This is a genomic window from Streptomyces sp. P9-2 (genome assembly GCF_051903975.1).
GTDB classification, from domain to species: Bacteria; Actinomycetota; Actinomycetes; order Streptomycetales; family Streptomycetaceae; genus Streptomyces; species Streptomyces cellulosae.
Genome location: NZ_CP192634.1, coordinates 268,249 through 284,904 on the forward strand (window position 1 = coordinate 268,249; position 16,656 = coordinate 284,904).

Below are 16,656 nucleotides of genomic sequence, written 5' to 3' on the forward strand. Positions count from 1 at the left end.
GGCTCGCCTCGGGCTCCGGCAAGATCCGAAACTCTTTCGAAAAAGGCGTCGGCAGGCCTTGATGACGCGGCGGCTGCAGGCTGTCACACTGTCGGTGCCTTCCGTGTCGGCCGTGCGGTCCGGCACCGCCCTGGCGGCCGGACGATCCCGGCGGCGGGGCGGAGTTCACCGGTACGGTTGAGCGGATCAGTCCACGTGACCGGCCGGACCGGCGGGTCACCCACCCGGCGGCCCTACAGCTGAGAGGAACCGATGCGACCGAACGCCCGGCGCACCACCTTGGCGGACATCGCCCAAGCGGCGGGGGTCTCCGTCGCCACCGTGTCCAAGGTGGTCAACGGCCGCGGCGACGTGGCACCGCACACCCGCGTCCGGGTGCAGGAACTCTTGCATCAACACGACTACCTCGCACCGGTGTTCCGGCACACCGAGGCCGTCGAGAGCCCGACGATCGAGGTGCAGTTCAAGGGCAGCCTCAAGTCGTACGTCGCCGAGACGCTGGAGGGCATCGTCGACGCGGCGGCCGAGTCCGGGGCATCGGTGGTGGTGAGCAAGGCGACCGGCGCACCGCACTGGGCGCGGAACCTGGTGTCGGCCGGACGCCGCGCCGTCATCGCGGTCACCAGCGTCTACACCACCGCCCACCTGAACGAACTCGCCCGTTCCGGGCTGCCGTTGGTCGTGCTCGACCCCCTGCACCTGCCGGACAGCAAGGTGCACAGCGTCGGCGCGACCAACTTCGCCGGCGGCCTGTCCGCGACCCGGCACCTGCTGTCCCTGGGCCACCGCCGCGTCGCCTACCTCGGCGGACCCGCCATGGCCGTCTGCAACCAGGCCCGCATGCACGGCTATCGCGCCGCCATGGAGGCCGAGGGAGCCCCGGTGCCGGACGCGTACGTCCGGCCCGGGGAGTTCACGTACGAGGCGGGCCTGGCCGGCGCGGCGGCGCTGCTGGACCTGGACGAGCCGCCCACGGCCGTCTTCGCGGGCAACGACGAGATCGCCCTCGGCGTCGTCGAGACCGCCCGCGCGCGGGGACTGCGCGTGCCCGAGGACCTGAGCGTGGTCGGCTTCGACGACACCAGCCTCGCCCAGATGGCCTCTCCGCCCCTCACCACCGTGCGCCAGCCGCTCCGGGAGATGGGGGCCGCCGCACTGCGGACCGCCCTGCGGCTGGCGAACGGGGAGAAGGAGCAGAGCCATCACATCGAGTTGGCCACGGAGTTGGTTGTGCGGGCTTCCACGGGGGCGCCGCGGCGTCGGGACGGGTGAGCACGGTCGAACGGGTCATTTCGGGTCAGGGCGGGAGTTGGCGCAGGAGCTAGGCCGGGCCGGGGTTCGGCATCGGGTCGGGATCTGGGGCGGGCTCGGACTTCGTGACCTGGTCGGCATGCGGGTCCGGGTGGTGAGCCGGGTTCGGGTGGGGAGTCTGGTCCGGGTCCGGGTCCGGGTCTAGGTCCGGGTCCGGGTCCGGGTGCGGGTTCGGGTTCGGGTCCGGGTCCGGGTCCGGGTCCGGGTCCGGAGTCTGGCCCGGGTGGGGAGTCTGGCCGGGGTGGGGAGTCTGGCCCGGGTTCGGGCCCGCGTCGGGGGTCTGGTCCGGGTCGAGATGCGGAGCCGGAGTCGGGTCCGGGGCAGAGGCCGCGTCCGCGTCGGGCGCGGCGTCCGGGGCCGGGGCTTGCGGCAGGCGCAGCTCGAAGCACGCGCCGTCGTCGTCGCCGGGGACGAGGGTGAGAGTGCCCCCGTGACGGTGGGCGAGGTCGCGGGCGATGGCGAGACCGAGGCCCGTGCCTCCCTGGTCGCGGGAGCGGGCGTCGTCGAGCCGGACGAAGCGTTCGAAGATCCGCTCGGCGTCCTCGGCGGGCACACCCGGCCCGTCGTCGTGCACGGTGACGACGACCTGCTCGTCCTCACTGCGAACGGTCACCTGGATGTGGTGAGCGGCATGACGGGCGGCGTTGTCGAGGAGGTTGCGCAGCAGGCGTTCCAGTTGGTCGCGGTCGCCACGGACGTACGCGGCGTCGGAGCTGTCGCAGGTCAGCTCCAGCTCGCGCGCCGACAGCAGATGATGGTCGGCCGGCTGGGACGCGAGGGCGCTCAGGTCGACGGTCTCGGTGTCGGCCGTAGGGGCGCCGGTGTCGAGGCGGGCGAGGAGGAGCAGGTCCTCGGCGAGCGCCTGGAGGCGGCGGGTCTGCCGCGCGGCGGTGGTGGCCGTGGCGGGCCAGTCGGTGCGTTCCGGGTAGGCGAGGGCGACCTCCAGGCTGGTCAGCAGGGTGGTGAGCGGACTGCGTAGCTCGTGGGCCGCGTCGGCGACGAACCGGCGCTGCTGGGCGGCGGCGTGGTCGAGGCGTTGCAGCGTGGTGTTGATGGTGTCGGCGAGCGCGGTGATCTCGTGGGCGGTCGCGGGGACGGTGACGCGTTCGCGTGGATCGGTGACGGAAGCGGTGAGGCGACGGACGGCTTCGACGGGGCGTAGTGCGATGCGGACGGTGAAGTAGGCGACGGCGCCGATGAGCAGGAGGCCTACCAGACCTGCGCGGAGCAGCATGTCGTCGACGGCCGCGGCGATCTCCTCCGCGGTGTCCGGGACGAGCACGACGTACGCACGGAGAGTGGCGTCGGGGCCGACGCCCAGCGCGGCGGCCTGTTCGCGGCTCAGCTGTCCGGCCCAGATGTCGTTGTACAGGACTGTGTACGTCTGCCCGGCCAGGTCTTGCCCTCTGCCGGAGTCGTAGTCGGGACGGTCCGGTATGCGCAGCGGACGGTAGGCGTACTCCCATCCGTCGGTCACCTCGGGGACCGGGGCGGTGAGCGCGGGCGGGGAGGGCAGCACATGCCCGGCGCTGCGGTCGAAGGCCTCCATGCCTCCCCCGGAGGCCACGGCGGTGCGACGCCCCGTGGCGACGACCTCGTACGGCGCGGAACGCCGAGGGCCGGGCACGTCACCCTGCTTCAGCTGGTCGACGAGGGCGAAGAGGTCGTTGCGTGCCTTCTCCTCGGCGACCGACAAGCTCTGCAGGTACACCTCCTGGTGCACCCACCACCCGATCCCGCTCAGCACGATCGCCGCGGTCAGGGCGGCGGCGAGTGCCGCGCGGGCCCGTACCGAGCGGGGCCACCAACGGCGGCGTCTCTTACTCGCGTTCACGGTCGTCCACCAATCGATAGCCGGTGCCTCGTACGGTCTGCAGGGACTGCCGCCGGAACGCGGTGTCCACCTTTCTGCGGAGTGAACTGACGCGCGCCTCGACCAAGTTGGGGTCGTAGGCCTCGTCGGGCCACGCGTGGTAGAGCAGGTCGCCCTTGGACACGGCCTGGCCCGCGCGGCGGGCCAGCAGCTCCAGTACGGCGAACTCCCGCGGGGTGAGGTCCACCCGGACCCCGGCCCGTCGGCACACCCGGCCGGCGACGTCCAGCGACAGGTCGCCCACGGCGAGGACGGGCGGGGCGACGGTCGCGGACCGCCGGACCAGGGCCCGCAACCGGGCGACGAGCACCATGTAGGAGAACGGCTTTGCCAGGTAGTCGTCGGCCCCCGTGTCCAGGGCCTCCGCCTGGTCCCAGTCGCCGTCCTTGGCGGTGAGCACCAGGACGGGCGTCGCGTTGCCCTCCCGGCGCAACTGGGCGCACACCTTGTAACCGTTGAGACCGGGCAGCATCAAGTCCAGGACGAGCAGAGCGTATTCGCCGGTCCGGGCCATCCACAGTCCCTGCCGGCCGTCATGGGCGAGGTCGACGCTGTACCCCTCGGCGGTCAGACCGGTGCGCAGGGTGTGGGCGAGGTCGACCTCGTCTTCGACCACGAGTATCCGCATGCGCCGCAGCCTCGCACAGCGCCCGTGCACCTTCCTGACCGTTCGATCAGGTTGGGTCAGCGAGCGGTCAACGGGGTTCGGCCACGCTGTCGGCACGTTTCCGGCCCCTGTCGAAAGGCCCCTCTCCCCATGTCCGTTGACACCCGTGTGCCCGCTCCGGCCGAGACGACGGTCTCCCCTCCCCCACCCGTCCGCCGGCAGCCGTTCCGGCGCCGGTCCCGCACCGTGGTGGTCCTCGCACCCTTCCTGGTGACCCTCACACTCGGGCTCTGGGGCGTCCGCAGGGAGAACACCCTGTGGGGCGACGAGGCCGTCACGTACGCGCTCGCCCAGCGCGACCTGTCGCAGATCTGGCAGACCGCCCAGCACATCGACCTGGTCCACGCCCTGCACTACGCCCTGATGCACGTGCTCTTCGACCTCTTCGGCCCGGGACTGCTGACGCTGCGGCTGCCGTCCGTGCTGGCCATGGCAGCGGCGGCGAGCGCCGTCGCCCTTCTGGGCCTGCGCCTCGCCGGCCCCCGCGTCGGACTGCTCGCCGGGCTGGTGTTCCCGCTGCTCCCCCACGTGCAGAAGTACGCGCAGGAGGGCCGCTCGTACGCCCTGGTCTGCGCGTTGGTCGCCTGGGCGACGTATGCGCTCGTGACCGGCGTCGGGCGGAGCGCCCGTGGGCGATGGGCGGTCTACGGCGGCACGATGCTGCTCGCGAGCCTGCTCCACGAGTTCGCGGTCCTCGCCCTGGTCGCGCACGGTGTCACGCTGCTCGTGTCCCGTGTGCCGCGCCCGGTGCTGCGGGCGTGGGCGGCGACGGCGGCGGCCGTGGTGACCGGGCTGGTGCCGCTGGTACTACGCAGTGCCGCACAGGCGGAGCAGGTGGCCTGGATCGCGACGCCGGTGCGGCTTCCCGGTTTCGCGCTCGTGGCGGTCCTGGGCCTGGTGTGCGCGTTCGCGCCCGTCGAGCGGCGGCGGGGACGGCCGGTGCGGTTGCCCGTACTGGCCGTGCCGCTGGTCGTACTCCCCTGCCTGCTGCTGCTCGCCGTCTCCCTCGTCAAGCCGCTGTTCGTCGACCGGTACGTGCTCTACAGCCACGTCGGGATTGCGCTGCTGATGGGGGCAGGTCTGGACTACGTCCGCCGGCTGCGGCGGTCGTACGGCACTCCGTGGATCACGGTGGGCGTGGCGGTGGCGGCCGTCGCCGTACTGGCCGCACTCGTGCCGACGACCCTGGAGCTCCGGACCCCCGCCAGCCGTACCAACGACGCCACCGCCGTGGGCGCCGCCCTGCGTGAGACGGGCCGCCCGGGTGACGGACTGCTCTACCTCCCGGCGCAGCACCGGTACTGGACCGAGCCGAACCCCAGGGACACGCGTGCGCTGACGGATCTGGCGCTGGCGGAGAGCCCGGTCGCGTCGCACACGCTGGCCGGTACGGAGCTGCCCGCGCCGGTCATGGCGGCGCGCATGCTGGGCTTCGACCGGATCGTCGTCGTCCACGGCCGGGCGGGCGCGCATCTGATGGGCAACCCGCAGGAGCAGGCCAAGACCCTCACCCTGCGGCGGCACTTCCGCGCACGTGCGACGACGCACGTGAACGGTGCCCGCATCGTCCTCTACGTCCGCGACCGCTGACCACCGTTGCGGAATGGCCAATCGGCAGTGAGGGGTGCTTGACTGACTCCCATGTCATCGACTCTTGGTGTGTCCCGACCCGATCAGGCCGACTACATGCTGCGCGCCGCCGCCACCGACGTAGGGCGGTTGTACAAGCGGCAGTTGGTGGACCTGCTGGATGTCCGGGAGGGGCACACCGTCCTGGATGCGGGGTGCGGTCCCGGTACCGACCTGCCCACCCTTGCCGAGCGAGTCGGGGACGACGGCACGGTGATCGGGGTCGACCGTGACCCGGCCATGCTGGCGCAGGCGCGTGAGCGGACGCGGGAGTTGCGCCGGGTGGAGGTCCGTGAGGGGGACGTGCTGGATCTGCCCGTCGATCCCGGCACGGTGGACCGCGCCAAGATCGACCGAGTGCTCATGCACGTCGACGATCCCGCGACGGCTCTGGCTCAGTTGCACCGTGTGACACGGCCGGGCGCGCGCGTGGGTCTGGCCGAGCCCGACTGGGACACGCTGGTCGTCGACGCCGAGGACCTGGAGACGAGCCGCGCCTTCACCCGCTACACCACGGTGGAAGTGGTCCGCCACGCGACCGTCGGCCGCAGTCTGGCGCGTCTCGCCGAGCGGGCGGGCTTCGGTGTGGAGGCCGTCCTCGCCCACACCCCGGTGTTCCGTGACGTCGAGGAGGCGGACCACACTCTGGGGCTCGGCCGCAACATGGAGGCGGCCATCGCCGCCGGGTACGTCGACCCGGAGCGCGGACGTCGGTGGTTCGCGGACCTGTCGCGGGGAGCCTTCTTCGCGTCCTTCACGCTGGTCACGGTGATCTGCTCGCGCTGATGCGTATGTCACGGATCGGGCTTCAGGGGCGGTAGACCTCCCCCGGCCGCGCGTCACCGAGGGCGTCCCAGATCCGCGCGGCGATCCGCGGATCCGTACGCCGCGTCGCGGTGTAGGCGCCACCGATCGCGTCGTACAACCGCGCGCCCAGCAGACCCAGTTGCTCCTCCGGCGTCACCGTCAGCCCCTGCGCCCGCGCCTCGAGTTCCCTGTCGATGGCGGCGACCGTCACGTCGACGCGCTCACGCCGCTCCAGCAACAACTTGCGCAGACGGCGCAGATGAGCGACGGCGTCGGCGCCGAGGTCCCCCCACCAGCTCCGCGATCTCCCGCAGCCCGAAGCCCAGCCGCCGGTACGCGAGCACCTCTCGCAGCCGCTCGACGTCGCCCGCCGAGTACGCGCGGTACCCGGCCGCGGTACGACCCGACGGCCGGACGAGACCGATGTCGTCGTAGTGATGCAACGTACGGACACTCACCCCGGCCAACTCGGCGACGCGTCCTACGGTCCAGTGCTTCTCCCCCCCCCGAGGGTGCGGCCTCACGCCACGTGAGGGTCAAGGGCGCCGTCATGTCGCGACGGCGGCGCCGACACCGATGCCGATGAACAACCACCCGGTTGTCAGCTCCCAACGGTGGCGGAACCTCGGGCGCACGAGCAGGACGCGCAGTCGGGACGCGACGGTGACCAGCGCGAACCAGTACGCGACGCCGACCAGCACGTCCAGGACGCCGAGGAGGAAGATCTGCCGTGTCGGGGAGCCGTCGCCGTGGACGAACTGCGGCAGGACGCTGAGGAAGAAGAGGGCCGCCTTGGGGTTCAGCACGTTCGTGAGGAACCCCTGGGCGAAGCACGACCGCCACCGGGCGCGGGACGCGCCCACCCTCACGCCGCGCCCACCGCGCTGCTGCCGCGCCGCCCGCCGAGCGGCGAGCACTGCGCGGACTCCCAGGTGGACCAGGTAGGCCGCGCCCATGAGCGTGACCGCGTCGTAGACCACCGGAGAACGGGCGGCCAGCACGGACAACCCCACGGCCGCGGCCACCATGTGCACGCACAGCCCGCTCTGCGCACCGAGCGCCGCCGCCCGCCCCTTCGCAGGGTGCTCGGCGGCCGATCTGACCACCACCAGAAAGTCGGGCCCCGGCACCACATAGGCCACGAGCACCACCCCGAGGAACCCGAGCAGGTCGACCGACATGCGCCCGCCTCTCCGTTGGAAGCCTTGGCATCCAGTACCCGCGTCGGACCGACGAAGACAGAAACTCCGTAGGCCCGCAGGCCGACTGCCCCCTACCCTGCCTCTCATGCACCAGCCCCGAAGACGCGGCCGGCGGTCGTCCCGCCGTGGGACGGCCGAGCCGGCCCGACACGCGTCGTACCAACTCCCCTTCGAAGGCGCCGACGTGGTCCTCGTCGGTTTCTTCTCCGGCAAGCAGAAGGACTACGAGACGGTCATGGCGGAGGGGGCCGCGCGACTCGCAGCGGACGGCGCACGTGTCGTCGCGCGGATCGTGCAGCGGCGAGGCGTCTCCGACGGCGGGGCGCGGAAGATGAGCTTGCCCTTCTCGTCCCGGACGCTGCTGAGGCAGGGGAAGGTCCGCGAGGTGGCCCACGCCGCCGACCGGACCGACGCCGACGCCGTCGTCTTCACCAACCCCCTGACGGAGCATCAGCGGCTCGCGCTGACCGCCCTGCTCGGCCGCCCCGCCGTCGGTCTCGCCGACCTCCTCGGATCCGGCTGACGCACCGGCCGGCCCACTCAGCCCCCGAGCCCTCGGTGGGCGGCCCACAGCGCGCCGGCGCGAGTGGCCGCTTCCGCGACCAGCGACGCCAGCGCCGGGTCGTCCGGGACCGGGAACGAGACGTACGCGCCCCGGCCGCCGGCGACCGGGCGGCCGTACGCCTTCACGGCGAGGTGACCGTCCGGGAGGAGGCGGACGTTGAGAGTTGGTGAGCTGGAACTCCTGGCCGCGCCGTGTGTCCGTCCAGCGGAGCGACTCCGGGATCGTGACGTTGATCGCCAGGGCACTCACTTCAAGGTCGCCGCTCATACGACGGATGCTCTCACGCCCTCGGCGCAGGCCTTCCCCGCGGCCGCAGCGGCGCGTTCGGCAGTTCCGGGGCCGGCAGCGGGTCCCCGTCGTAGCCCCGTACCTCGCCGAAACGGTCCCCCGTCCCCGTGCCCGTCTCCGTCATCCAGTCACCCCGCGCCCGGACGATCTCCTCGTGCGTGCGGCCGATGAAGTTCCACCACATGATGATCTCCTCGTCGAAGGGCGGGCCGCCGAGGAGGATCAGACGGGCCGGGGCCGTGCCACGGTTGGTGAGGGTGAGGCAGGTGCGGCCCGGGGCCGTGTAGGCGAGGGCGGCCCGTTCCACCGGGGTGTCCTCGACGAGGACGTCCCCCGTGTCGACGAGCACTCCGTGTTCGAAGGCGGGGTCGACGTCCAGCACCAGCCGTGCGCCAGGGGACACGGTGAGTTCCGCGCCCAGCAGCGGGGTGAAGGTGCGGACCGGTGACGTCGCGCCCGCGAGCGTGCCGAGGAAGACGCGGGCCTCGCCGCCGTTCAGGGTGACCGGGTGCGGGACGTGGTGCTGGAAGTCGCGTTCCGTGCCGCGGTGTTGGTCCGGCAGCGCCACCCACAGCTGCACGCCGTGCAGAATCGTCGTGTCCGGCGTCGAGACCTCCGAGTGGGCGATGCCGTGACCGCCGGTCATCAGGTTCAGTTCGCCGGGGCGGACGTAGGCGTGGCTGCCGAGGCTGTCGCGGTGCTCGATCTCCCCGCTGAACAGCCAGCTCACCGTCTGCAGACCCGTGTGCGGATGCGGGGGGACGTGCATGCCGCCGGTGCCGGCGACGTCGTCGGGACCGTAGTGGTCGGCGAAGCACCAGGCGCCGACGAGTGACCGGGCGCGCTGCGGCAGGGTGCGCCGTACCCGCATGGCGCGCGGGCCGCCGAGCGGCACGTCACGGGCCGTGAGGACCTCGACCTCGGCCGGGCGGTCCGCCTCGGTCTCGCCGCCGCACCTCATCTCCGCCGGTCGTGTCTCCGTGTTGCTCATGCCGGGTGCCTCCCACCGAGGACGTTCGACCTTCAAGGAAGTTCGATATTCAACATTCTCCGCACCGACGACTATAGGACGCCGGACGCCGCCGTGCGCGCCGAAGGGCCTCCCGGGCCGAAAACGCCCCCGCCCATCACGCCCCGGCCTCCGCCGGTACCGGTCTGCGCAGCAGATAGCCCGCCGCCGTCACCACCATCGCCGCCATGCAGGCGATGAAGACAAGGCCCGCGCTCTCCAGGCCCAGCGGTTCTGTCAGCAGGCCCACCCCGATGACCGGGACCGAGATGCCCGCGTACGCCACGACGAACAGCGACGAGATCACCGCCGCCCGCCGGTCCGGCGGGGATGCCCTGCCCACCGCGGTCAGCGCCCCGCGGAACGCCAGCCCCTGCCCCACACCGCCGACGAGCGCGCTCGGCACGACCAGCGCCAGCGTGTCCCAGTGCAGGGCGCCCGCCAGCAGGGCGAGGCCCGCGAGCAGCCCGGCGCAGCCCAGCGGGAGGGACCGGCCCACCCCCACGCGGCCGACCGCCGTCTGTCCGGCGATCGACGCGAAGAACGCCGTCGCGACGACCGCACCGCTCACCGCGTGGTCGGTCACGTCCAGGTACTGCGCGAGGAACGCGGGACTGACGGAGGTGAACACCCCGAACAGGGCGAAGCCCACGAACGCGGCCGTCGCCGCCGGCCCGAACACCGCCCGCACGTGCGGCGGCACGCCGGGGCGCTGCGGCCGTACGGTGCGCAGCGGGCGCAGGTCACGTACGGTCTCCGGCAGCCACAGCAGCACCGCCACCGAGCAGGCGACCAGGGTCAGGTGGACGGCGTAGGGGAGGTAGAGGGGCCAGGGGGCGTACTCCGCCAGGATTCCGGCGAGCAGCGGACCGCAGCCGAGGCCGCCCATGTTGACCGCCGTGGCGACGAACGTGGCGCGGGAGGCCCGCCCGGGCGGGGCCGACTCCATGACGTAGGCTGTCGCGGCTCCGGTGAACAGGCCTGCCGACAGACCTGACAGAAGCCGTCCGGCGTACAGCCAGGCGATGCCGGTGGCCAGCAGGAAGCAGACCGCGCTCGCGGCCGCGCAGACCAGGCCCCCCAGCAGGACGGGGCGTCTGCCGACGGCGTCGGAGGCGTTGCCCGCGAGCAGCAGGACGCCGATGACCGCGAAGGCGTACACCGCGTACACGACGGTGACCGTCAGCTCGGAGAAGCCGAACTTCTGCTGGTAGAGGGGGTACAGCGGGGTCGGCAGCGTGGTGCCGGTCATGCACACCGCGAACACGGCGCCGCCGAGCAGACACACGCGCCATCCGAGCCGGTCACCGGTCATGCCCCGACGCTAGCCGTGCGAGGGCCGGGCGCGCGCCTCCGTACGCCAACGGCGTGAGCGCCCGTGAGCAGGCGCCGGCGTGATCACTCGAACGTAATTTTGCATGTCGTGCATTTTTGCATAGCATGCACGTCATGACGGGGAAGGACGCCGTGGGCGGCGGGCTGCGTGAGCGCAAGAAGCGCGCCACACGCGCCGCGCTCGCGGAGGCGGCGGTGCGGCTGGCCGCCGAGCACGGGGCGGACCAGGTGACGGTCGAGGCGATCAGCGCCGCGGCCGGTGTGTCCGTGCGGACCTTCTTCAACTACTTCGACTCGCGCGACGACGCCTTCGTCGTGGTCGACTCGGACGCCAGCGAGCGCGTACGGCAGGCGTTCCTCGCCGCACCGCCCGGGCTTCCGCCGCTGGAGGCGCTGCGCGAGGCGCTCGCCGCCGAGCTGCGGGAGGCGGAGCGGCAGCACGAGCTGTGGAGTCTGCACGCCCGTGTGCTGCGGTCCGCACCTCATCTGCTGGTGCGGAACCTCGGCGCGCAGATGGCCGACGAGTCGGGGCTCGCCGAGGCGATCGCCCGGCGGATCCGCGCCGGGGACGGCTCCGTGCCGTCCGAAAGCGACGCCGACCGCGCCACCCCCGGTCTGTACCCGCGGCTGCTCGCCGCGGTCGCCGGCACGGCGGTGCGGGTGAGCGTGCAGCACTGGTGCGAACGGGCCGACGAGGTGTCGTACGCCGACGTGTTCCGCGAGGTGTTCGACCTGCTCGCCGCCGGACTGCCGGCCCCGGCCCGGTAGGCGCCGGCCCGCTCTGCGCGCCGGAAGACCCCACAGCACACCGGCCTCCTCCCCTCCCCCACCGCTTCCGCCCCTTCCGGGGCGTGATCCCGCTTGTTCCACCGATCCGTGAGAGAGACGACCGTGACCGCAACACAGGCGCCCGACGCGGCGCCGCCCACCGCCATGACCAACCGGCAGATACTCCAGGCCATGTCCGGGCTGATGGCCGGCATGTTCGTGGCGATCCTGGCGGGCACCGTCGTGGCCAACGCGCTGCCGACGATCATCGCCGACCTGGGGGCGAGCCAGTCGTCCTACACCTGGGTCGTCACCGCGGAACTGCTGGCCATGACGGCGACCGTGCCGCTCTGGGGCAAGCTGTCCGACCTGTTCGACAAGAAGCTGCTGCTCCAGCTGTCACTGGGCATGTTCGTCGTGGGCTCGCTCCTCGCGGGCTTCTCCCACGGCGTCGAACTGCTCATCTTCAGCCGCGTCGTGCAGGGCATCGGCGCGGGCGGTCTGACCGCGCTCGCGCAGGTCGTCATGGCGGCGATCATCCCGCCCCGCCGGCTCGGCAAGTACGCCGGCATCTTCGGCGCCGTGTTCGCCATCGGCACCGTCGCCGGACCGCTGGTCGGCGGTGTGCTGGTGGACACCTCGTGGCTGGGCTGGCGCTGGTGCTTCTTCATCGGCGTGCCGTTCGCGCTGCTCGCGATCGCGCTGCTCCAGCGCACCCTGCGCCTCCCGGCGGTGGGCCGCCGCGAGGCGAAGATCGACTTCCTGGGCGCCTTCCTGATCGTGGCGGGCGTCTGCGCCCTGCTGATCTGGGTGACCCTGGCGGGCAACGAGTTCGACTGGGCCTCCTGGCAGACCGCCGCGCTCACCGGCGCCGGTGTGCTGCTGCTGGTCGCCGCGGTGTTCGTGGAGGCGCGGACCGCCGAGCCGGTCATCCCGCTGAACATCTTCCGCAACCGCACCGTCACCCTCACCACCGTCGCCAGCCTGCTGGTCGGTGTCGCCATGTTCGGCGGCACGGTGTTCCTCTCGCAGTACTTCCAGGTGTCCCTCGGCAAGTCGCCCACCGTGGCCGGTCTGATGAGCCTGCCGATGATCCTCGGTCTGCTGGTCTCGTCGACCGTCGCCGGCCAGGTCATCTCCAAGACCGGTGTGTGGAAGCGTTACCTGGTGGCGGGCGCGGTGATCATGACCGTCGGCCTCGGCCTGCTGTCCACCATCGACGCGGACACCTCCTTCACCCTGCTCAGCGTCTACATGGCGGTGCTCGGCATCGGCGTCGGCATGCTGATGCAGAACCTGGTGCTGGCCGCGCAGAACGACGTCCCGGCGAGCGAGCTGGGCGCCGCGACCTCCGTGCTGTCCTTCTTCCGCAGCATGGGCGGCACCATCGGCACCAGCGTCCTGGGCGCCATCCTGGCCAACCGGGTCGCGTCCGAGATGACCAAGGGGCTGGACGCCGCGGGCATCCCCTCCGGCGGCGACGGCGGCGGTGAGAGCAGCGTTCCCGACATGAGCACCCTGCCGGAGCCGGTGCGGCAGATCGTCGAGCACGCCTACGGCGTCGCCACCGCCGACCTGTTCCTCATCGCCACGCCGTGCGCGCTGCTGGCGCTGCTCACCGTGGTGTTCATCAAGGAGAAGCCGCTGAAGACGACCAGCGGCATGGAGCGCCTCGCAGAGGAGGCGGGCGCCGCGACGGAGACGGACAGGACCGTCGTCGGGAGCTGACCCCTTCAGCGCGAAGAACGAGCGCCCCGCGGCCTGTACGGCCGCGGGGCGCTCGTCTTCCTGGCTAGGGGGCCTACTGACCTCCCAGACCCGTCGTCGCCACCGACTTCACGATGTGGCGCTGGAAGAAGACGAACACCAGCACCAGCGGCAGCGCGGCCAGCACCGAGGACGCCATCGTCTGGGCATAGTTGACGCCGTAGGCGTCCTTCACGGCGGTGATGCCGACCGGCAGGGTCATCAGGGCCGGGTCGGAGGTGGACACGAACGGCCACAGGAAGTTGTTCCACGCGCCGATGAACACGAAGATCGACACCGCGGCGAGCATGGGACGCGACAGCGGCATCATCACCGACCAGAAGATCCGCGCGTGGCCGGCGCCGTCGAGGCGGGCGGCCTCCTCCAGTTCGCGCGGGATGGTGTCGAAGTGCTTCTTCAGGATGAACACCATCACCGGGGCGACCGTCTGCGGCAGGATCACCGCCGCGTAGGTGTCGACCAGGTTCAGCGTCAGCATCTGCTGGAACCACGGCACGATCAGCATCTGCGGCGGCACCAGCACCGACGCGATGGTGAGCGCGAACAGGACGCGACGGCCGCGGAACACGGTGCGGGAGAAGGCGTAGCCCGCCGCCGCCGACACGGCGACCGTGACGAGGGTGACGGCCGCGGAGACGAAGAAGCTGTTCCACATCCACAGCGGCAGGTCGCCGCGTTCGATCACGGTGCGGAACCCGTCGAGGGTGAAGCCGGCCTGCGGCCAGATCCAGTGCACCGGGTCGCTGGCGTCCTGCTCGGACTTGAACGCCGTGAGCACCGCCCACGCCATCGGCAGCAGCCAGATCACGGCCAGCACGGCGAGGGCGGCCAGGCCCAGCGCGCGGGCCGTGCGGGTCGGGCCGAGGGTGAGGTTCGGGCCCCGCTGCGCGCCCCGCCGGGCGCGGCGGGCGGCCGGGAGCGGGGAGACCGTGGGGCGCGCGGGCCGTGTCCGGAGGTCTGCGAAGGTCATGTCACTTCTCCCTGCGGCGGAAGGCCGCGAACTGCACGGCGGAGACGAGGACGACGAGGGCGAAGAAGACGTAGCTGATGGCGGAGGCGTAGCCGAGCCGGTAGCCGGTGAAGCCGACGTCGTAGAGGTACTCGACGACGGGGCGGGTGGCGCCGTCGGGGCCGCCCTTGGTCAGCAGGTACACCTGGTCGAACACCTTCAGCGAGGCGAGGATCTGGAGCACCGTGACCACGCCGGTGATACGGCGCAACTGGGGCAGGGTGACGTGCCACAGCCGCCGCCAGGCGCCCGCCCCGTCGAGCGCCGCCGCCTCGTAGAGGTGGTCGGGGACGGCCTGGAGGGCGGCCAGGAACAGCAGGAAGTTGAAGCCGACCGTCCACCACAGGGTGGCGACGACGATGGCGTGGAGGGCGACGTCCTTGTCGCTCAGCCAGGCGAACCCGTCGAGGCCGGCGGCCTGGAGCAGATGGTTGTAGAGGCCGAGGTCCGGCTGGTAGAACCAGCCCCACAGCAGGCCGATGACGCCGACGGGCAGCAGGTAGGGGGCGAAGAACGCGAGCCGCCACACCCACTGGCCGGGCAGCCCTGTGTGCACCAGCAGCGCCATCGCGAGGGCGACGGCGACGAGGGGCACGGTGGAGACGGCGGTGAACCAGACGGTGTTGCCGACCGCCTGCCACATGTCGGCGTCGCCGAGGGCCTCCGCGTAGTTGTCGAGTCCGACGAACGACGGGTCGTGCGCGGAGAGCGAGGTGTCGGTGAGACTCATCCACGCGCCGTGGACCAGCGGCCACACCATGAAGAGGGCGAACAGGACGAGGAACGGCAGGGCGAAGAGCAGGCCCGGCGGGACGAGCCGGCGCACGGTCGCGAGGGGGCCCGTGGCCTTGTCGCCGGTGGCGCTCGTGGCCCTGTCGCCGGCGGGCGCCCGGCCCGGCGCTGCGAGTGGGGTGGACATCTGCTGCCTCCTTCGCGGCGGTCAGGCCGGACTGGGCTGGGACAGGGCGGTGTTGATGCGGTCGACCATGGCGCGGGCGGCGCGGTCCGGCGCCAGCCCGTCCAGCAGCGCCTGCTGGAGCACCTGCGACATGGCGTTCTGGAAGTCGGAGCCGGCCCCGGCGAACCACACGGGCGGGTCGAGGACGACGTGGTCGGCGGCCGTGACGTACCGGGCCTGGGGTTCCAGGCGCGCGTACGCGCGGGTGCGGGTCACCGGCTGGTACGCGGGGATGTGGCCGGCCTTCGCCCAGGTCTGGCCGGCCTTGAGGACGGCGGCGACCGCCTGGTGGGTGCGCCTGCGGTGCGCCTCGTCGGGGTCGGGGCGGCGCGGCAGGACGAAGGAGTGGGCGTCGGCGTAGACGGCGGGCGTGCCGAACACCGTGGGGAAGGAAGCGGCGCCGAGGTCCGGGTCGGCGGCGCGGAAGGTGCCGAGTTCCCACTCGCCGGAGAGGATCATGCCGGTCTGCCCGTTGGTGAAGCTGGCGAGGGCGGCCGGGTAGTCGAGGCGGTGCGGGTTCGCGCGGTCGCCGACGAGCTTGGTCATGAAGGAGATGACCTCCGCCATGGCGTCGGTGTCGGCGGTGACGGTGCCGCCCACCGGCAGGTCGAAGTCGTTGCCGGTCTGCCGGTAGAGGCCGTAGAACAACCGCCAGCACTGGGCGGTGTCGTTGACGTAACCGAAGGCGATGCCCTGTTTCCCGGTGGCGCGTGCCAGTTCGCGGCCGGCCTCGAGGAAGCGGGCGGGGCTGGAGAAGGCGTCGAGGTCGAGGCCGCCGTCGCGGGTCAGCAGGCCGGCCTTGCGGGCGGGTTCGGGGTGGAAGAAGACGATGAACGGGTGGGTGTCCAGCGGCACGGCGTACGTCTGGTCGCGGTACCGGGTGCGCTGCCACACCGCGTCGGCGAAGTCGGCCTCACGGACGCCGAATTCGGCCAGCAGGCCGGTGTCCCAGGGGTCGAGCAGGCCGAGCGGGGCGTAGCCGGCCAGGCGTGACATGTGGCAGACGGCGACGTCCGGTCCACGTCCGCCGGCCGAGGCCATGGCGAGCTTGGTGTAGTACGGGGTGCCCCATTCGAGGACGGTGCGGTCGACGTCGGTGCCGGGCATGTCCGGGGCCGCGATGTCGATCAGCTCGTCCAGCAGGGCGCCGTCGGCGCCGCTGAACAGATCCCACATGCGCACGGTGTCCGGGTCCGAGGCCGCGGCGGCGCCGCAGCCGGCCAGGGCGCCGCCGCCCAGGAGGGCGGCGGCGGAGGCCAGGGAGGCGCGGAGCACGCCGCGCCTCGACGGTGCGGCGCGGTGGTCCCCCGGCCGGGGTGAGGCGGCCCGTGGGCCTGGCAGGTCGGCCATGACGCTACCTTTCTTTTTCCATCGATGTACATCACCGGCGGACGCCGCGGCCGGCGGACGGTGCGGTGCGGGGTGGTACGGGGCGCGGGGCGACGGGAGTTGACCCCGCGGCCGGGCG

General features: G+C 72.3%; 13 protein-coding genes and 3 pseudogenes. 6 read left to right on the forward strand and 10 right to left on the reverse strand.

Annotation, left to right across the window (positions count from 1 at the left end; genetic code table 11):
• The first annotated feature begins 252 nt into the window (after nt 1-252).
• A complete protein-coding gene (locus ACQY0Z_RS33880; RefSeq protein ID WP_254585992.1) occupies nt 253-1,272 on the forward strand; it encodes a LacI family DNA-binding transcriptional regulator in 1,020 nt (339 codons plus the stop codon).
• 382 nt (nt 1,273-1,654) lie between these two features.
• On the opposite strand, the pseudogene ACQY0Z_RS33885 reads toward ACQY0Z_RS33880, so the two are convergent.
• Nucleotides 1,655-3,145 (reverse strand): annotated as a pseudogene (locus ACQY0Z_RS33885) (sensor histidine kinase); the annotation flags it as partial.
• Nucleotides 3,132-3,812 (reverse strand): response regulator transcription factor, encoded by a 681-nt coding sequence (locus ACQY0Z_RS33890; protein WP_189900044.1) that lies wholly within the window; start codon nt 3,810-3,812, stop codon nt 3,132-3,134. The gene ACQY0Z_RS33890 and the pseudogene ACQY0Z_RS33885, both read right to left, overlap by 14 nt.
• Nucleotides 3,813-3,941: 129 nt before the next feature.
• Here ACQY0Z_RS33890 and ACQY0Z_RS33895 point away from each other — a divergent pair, with 129 nt between their 5' ends.
• Nucleotides 3,942-5,441, forward strand: coding sequence for a glycosyltransferase family 39 protein (locus ACQY0Z_RS33895; RefSeq protein ID WP_439813484.1), 1,500 nt, complete (start codon nt 3,942-3,944; stop codon nt 5,439-5,441).
• Between the two features lie 69 nt (nt 5,442-5,510).
• Nucleotides 5,511-6,266 carry a methyltransferase domain-containing protein gene (locus ACQY0Z_RS33900; protein ID WP_439813485.1) on the forward strand — a complete coding sequence of 252 codons (756 nt, stop codon included), beginning with the start codon at nt 5,511-5,513 and terminating at the stop codon, nt 6,264-6,266.
• 46 nt (nt 6,267-6,312) lie between these two features.
• Here ACQY0Z_RS33900 and ACQY0Z_RS33905 read toward each other — a convergent pair.
• Nucleotides 6,313-6,811, reverse strand: a pseudogene (locus tag ACQY0Z_RS33905) (MerR family transcriptional regulator); the annotation flags it as partial.
• 24 nt (nt 6,812-6,835) lie between these two features.
• Nucleotides 6,836-7,468 (reverse strand): LysE family translocator, encoded by a 633-nt coding sequence (locus ACQY0Z_RS33910; protein ID WP_439813486.1) that lies wholly within the window; start codon nt 7,466-7,468, stop codon nt 6,836-6,838.
• 106 nt (nt 7,469-7,574) lie between these two features.
• Between ACQY0Z_RS33910 and ACQY0Z_RS33915 the strand changes: the two genes are divergently transcribed.
• Nucleotides 7,575-8,012, forward strand: coding sequence for a hypothetical protein (locus ACQY0Z_RS33915; protein WP_439813487.1), 438 nt, complete (start codon nt 7,575-7,577; stop codon nt 8,010-8,012).
• 17 nt (nt 8,013-8,029) lie between these two features.
• On the opposite strand, the pseudogene ACQY0Z_RS33920 reads toward ACQY0Z_RS33915, so the two are convergent.
• From ACQY0Z_RS33920 to ACQY0Z_RS33930, 3 genes and pseudogenes are all read right to left on the reverse strand, one after another.
• Nucleotides 8,030-8,321: pseudogene (locus tag ACQY0Z_RS33920) on the reverse strand (hypothetical protein).
• A 13-nt stretch (nt 8,322-8,334) separates the two neighbouring features.
• On the reverse strand, nt 8,335-9,333 hold the full coding sequence (locus ACQY0Z_RS33925; RefSeq protein ID WP_381729568.1) for a pirin family protein: 999 nt from the start codon (nt 9,331-9,333) through the stop codon (nt 8,335-8,337).
• A gap of 136 nt (nt 9,334-9,469) precedes the next feature.
• Entirely contained in the window at nt 9,470-10,666 is a 1,197-nt protein-coding gene (locus ACQY0Z_RS33930; RefSeq protein ID WP_189900033.1) for an MFS transporter, read from the reverse strand.
• 125 nt (nt 10,667-10,791) lie between these two features.
• Here ACQY0Z_RS33930 and ACQY0Z_RS33935 point away from each other — a divergent pair, with 125 nt between their 5' ends.
• A complete protein-coding gene (locus ACQY0Z_RS33935) occupies nt 10,792-11,454 on the forward strand; it encodes a TetR family transcriptional regulator (protein ID WP_189900031.1) in 663 nt (220 codons plus the stop codon).
• Nucleotides 11,455-11,619: 165 nt separating this feature from the next.
• On the forward strand, nt 11,620-13,182 hold the full coding sequence (locus tag ACQY0Z_RS33940) for an MFS transporter (protein ID WP_381729575.1): 1,563 nt from the start codon (nt 11,620-11,622) through the stop codon (nt 13,180-13,182).
• A 73-nt stretch (nt 13,183-13,255) separates the two neighbouring features.
• On the opposite strand, the gene ACQY0Z_RS33945 is transcribed toward ACQY0Z_RS33940, so the two are convergent.
• Genes ACQY0Z_RS33945 through ACQY0Z_RS33955 form a run of 3 tightly spaced genes read right to left on the reverse strand, consistent with a single transcriptional unit; the run spans nt 13,256 to nt 16,538 of the window.
• Nucleotides 13,256-14,191, reverse strand: a complete 936-nt coding sequence (locus tag ACQY0Z_RS33945; RefSeq protein WP_189900027.1) for a carbohydrate ABC transporter permease — start codon at nt 14,189-14,191, stop codon at nt 13,256-13,258.
• Nucleotide 14,192: 1 nt separating this feature from the next.
• The gene (locus ACQY0Z_RS33950) at nt 14,193-15,149 is read right to left on the reverse strand and encodes a carbohydrate ABC transporter permease (RefSeq protein WP_439813488.1); all 957 of its coding nucleotides are present in this window, start codon (nt 15,147-15,149) and stop codon (nt 14,193-14,195) included.
• 21 nt (nt 15,150-15,170) lie between these two features.
• Nucleotides 15,171-16,538: an extracellular solute-binding protein gene (locus ACQY0Z_RS33955; protein ID WP_439813489.1), complete on the reverse strand. Its 1,368-nt coding sequence runs from the start codon at nt 16,536-16,538 to the stop codon at nt 15,171-15,173.
• Nucleotides 16,539-16,656 lie beyond the last annotated feature (118 nt).